The following is a 3,606-nucleotide window of genomic DNA, read 5'->3' as shown; positions in this document are numbered from 1 at the left end:
GCCGCGCAGCGCGCGGTCGACGAGTTCGCGGACGAATTCGACAAGATGGCCGAGCTGCGCCGCCGCGCGACCAAGGCGCTCGGCCGCTGCACGCAGAAGGACAACATCCGCTTCGACGGGCTGTCGCGCGTGTCGCACGTGACCGACGCGACCGACTGGCGCGTCGAATACCCGTTCGTCGTGCTGACCCCCGATACCGAAGCCGAGATCGCCGCGCTGGTCAAGGCGTGCTTCGAGCTCGGCCTGACCGTGATCCCGCGCGGCGGCGGCACCGGCTACACGGGCGGCGCGGTGCCGCTCACGCCGTTCTCCGCGGTGATCAATACGGAAAAGCTCGAACAGCTCGGCGCGGTCGAGCTGACCGAACTGCCGGGCGTCGCGCACAAGGTGCCGACGATCTTCTCCGGCGCGGGCGTCGTCACGCGCCGCGTGACCGAGGCGGCCGAAGCGGCCGGCTACGTGTTCGCGGTCGATCCGACCTCGCTCGACGCATCGTGCATCGGCGGCAACGTCGCGATGAACGCGGGCGGCAAGAAGGCCGTGCTGTGGGGCACCGCGCTCGACAACCTGGCGTGGTGGCGAATGGTCGACCCGGACGGCAACTGGCTCGAAGTCACGCGCCACGAGCACAACCAGGGCAAGATCCACGACATCGCGGTCGCGCGCTTCGAGCTGAAGTGGTTCGACGGCGCGTATGCGCCGGGCGAGAAGCTGCTGAAGACCGAGATGCTCGAGATCGAAGGCCGGCGCTTTCGCAAGGAAGGGCTCGGCAAGGACGTGACCGACAAGTTCCTCGCCGGCCTGCCGGGCGTGCAGAAGGAGGGCTGCGACGGGCTCATCACGTCCGCGCGCTGGGTGCTGCACAAGATGCCCGCGCACACGCGCACCGTCTGCCTCGAATTCTTCGGTCAGGCGCGCGAGGCGATTCCGAGCATCGTCGAGATCAAGGACTACCTGTTCGAGACGTCGAAGCAGGGCGGCGCGATCCTCGCGGGCCTCGAGCACCTCGACGAGCGCTACCTGCGCGCGGTCGGCTACGCGACCAAGAGCAAGCGCAACGCGTTCCCGAAGATGGTGCTGATCGGCGACATCGTCGGCGACGATGCCGATGCGGTCGCGCAGGCGACGTCCGAAGTGATCCGGATGGCGAACGGCAAGAGCGGCGAAGGCTTCGTCGCGGTCAGCGCGGAGGCGCGCAAGCGCTTCTGGCTCGATCGCAGCCGCACGGCCGCGATCGCGAAGCATACGAACGCGTTCAAGATCAACGAGGACGTCGTCATCCCGCTGAACCGGATGGGCGAGTACACCGACGGCATCGAGCGGATCAACATCGAGCTGTCGCTGAAGAACAAGCTGCAGCTCGTCGACGCGCTCGAGGCGTTCTTCCGCGGCGGCAACCTGCCGCTCGGCAAGACCGACGACGCGAACGAGATCCCGAGCGCGGAGCTGCTGGAAGACCGCGTGCAGCAGGCGCTCGAGCTGCTCAAGCGCGTGCGGGCGCGCTGGGAGTTCGTGCGCGACCGGCTCGACCAGCCGCTGCGCGAGGCGCAGCACTACCTGGTGCAGCTCGGCTACGAGGCGCTCGCCGAGAAATTCGCCGACCGCGCGGACGAACAGCCGGGCGCGACCGTGTTCCACGTCACGCAGGACCGCACGGTCCGCATCTCGTGGAAGCAGGAGATCCGCGCGGAACTGCGCGCGATCTTCAACGGCGGCGCGTTCAAGCCGATCCTCGACGAAGCGCAGGCGATCCACAAGCGCGTGCTGCGCGGGCGCGTGTTCGTCGCGCTGCACATGCACGCGGGCGACGGCAACGTCCACACGAACATCCCGGTCAACTCCGACAACTACGAGATGCTGCAGGACGCGCATGCGGCCGTCGCACGCATCATGACGCTCGCGCGTTCGCTCGACGGCGTGATTTCCGGCGAACACGGGATCGGCATCACGAAGCTCGAGTTCCTGACCGACGACGAGATCGCCGAATTCCGCGCGTACAAGCAGCGCGTCGACCCGAACGGCCGCTTCAACAAGGGCAAGCTGCTCGACGGCGCCGATTTGCGCAACGCGTACACGCCCAGCTTCGGGCTGATGGGCTACGAGTCGCTGATCATGCAGCAGTCCGACATCGGCGCGATCGCCGATTCGGTGAAGGACTGCCTGCGCTGCGGCAAGTGCAAGCCGGTGTGCGCGACCCACGTGCCGCGCGCGAACCTGCTGTACAGCCCGCGCAACAAGATCCTCGCGACGTCGCTGCTGGTCGAGGCGTTCCTGTACGAGGAGCAGACGCGCCGCGGCGTGTCGATCAAGCACTGGGACGAGTTCAACGACGTGGCCGACCACTGCACGGTGTGCCACAAGTGCGCGACGCCGTGCCCGGTGAAGATCGACTTCGGCGACGTCACGATGAACATGCGCAACCTGTTGCGCAAGATGGGCAAGAAGAAGTTCAACGCCGGCAATGCGGCGGGCATGTTCTTCCTGAACGCGACCAATCCGCAGACGATCAACCTCGCGCGCGGCGTGATGATGGGCGTGGGCTACAAGGTGCAGCGCTTCGCGAACGACATGTTGAAGAAGGTCGTGACGAAGCAGACGCAGCACCCGCCGGCGACGACCGGCAAGCCGCCCGCGGTCGAGCAGGTGATCCACTTCGTGAACAAGAAGATGCCGGGCAACCTGCCGAAGAAGACGGCGCGCGCGCTGCTGGACATCGAGGACAACAAGATCGTGCCGATCATCCGCAACCCGAAGTCGACGACCGTCGATTCGGAAGCGGTGTTCTACTTCCCGGGCTGCGGCTCGGAGCGGCTGTTCTCGCAGGTCGGGCTCGCCACGCAGGCGATGCTGTGGGAAGCCGGCGTGCAGACGGTGCTGCCACCGGGCTACCTGTGCTGCGGCTACCCGCAGCGCGGCTCGGGCCAGTACGACAAGGCCGAGAAGATCGTCACGGACAACCGCGTGCTGTTCCACCGGGTCGCGAACACGCTGAACTACCTGGACATCAAGACGGTGGTCGTGTCGTGCGGCACGTGCTACGACCAACTCGCCGGGTATGAATTCGACAAGATCTTCCCGGGCTGCCGGATCATCGACATCCACGAGTTCCTACTGGAGAAGGGGACGAAGCTCGACGGCGTGACGGGCACGCGCTACATGTATCACGACCCGTGCCACACGCCGATCAAGACGATGGATCCGGTCAAGCTGGTCAACGAGCTGATGGGCTCGGAGAAGGACGGCTACAGGATCGAGAAGAACGACCGCTGCTGCGGCGAATCGGGCACGCTCGCGGTCACGCGGCCGGACGTGTCCACGCAGGTTCGCTTCCGCAAGGAAGAAGAGATCCGCAAGGGCGCCGCGAAGCTGCGCGCGATCCCGGTGGTGGCGGGCGACGCGCCGGCGGCCGCGGGCGCGAACGCGAACGGGCCGGACGTGAAGATCCTGACGAGCTGCCCGTCGTGCCTGCAGGGCCTGTCGCGCTACAACGAGGACGCGAACCTCGAAGCCGACTACATCGTGGTCGAAATCGCCCGCCAGGTGCTCGGCGAGAACTGGATGGCCGACTACGTCGCACACGCGAACAATGGCGGGATCGAGCGCGTG

At 66.7% G+C, this 3,606-nt stretch carries 1 protein-coding gene; it reads left to right on the top strand.

Annotated elements, in window-relative coordinates:
- The coding region (locus WT53_RS25925) for a DUF3400 domain-containing protein (RefSeq protein ID WP_060262255.1) at positions 1-3,606 on the top strand (3,606 nt) is incomplete at both ends.

Origin of the sequence: Burkholderia sp. MSMB2157WGS, assembly GCF_001532755.1 — a bacterium.
Taxonomy (GTDB): Bacteria; Pseudomonadota; Gammaproteobacteria; order Burkholderiales; family Burkholderiaceae; genus Burkholderia.
The sequence above is the reverse complement of the archived record's forward strand: the minus strand, read 5'-3'. Positions and strand labels throughout refer to the sequence as shown.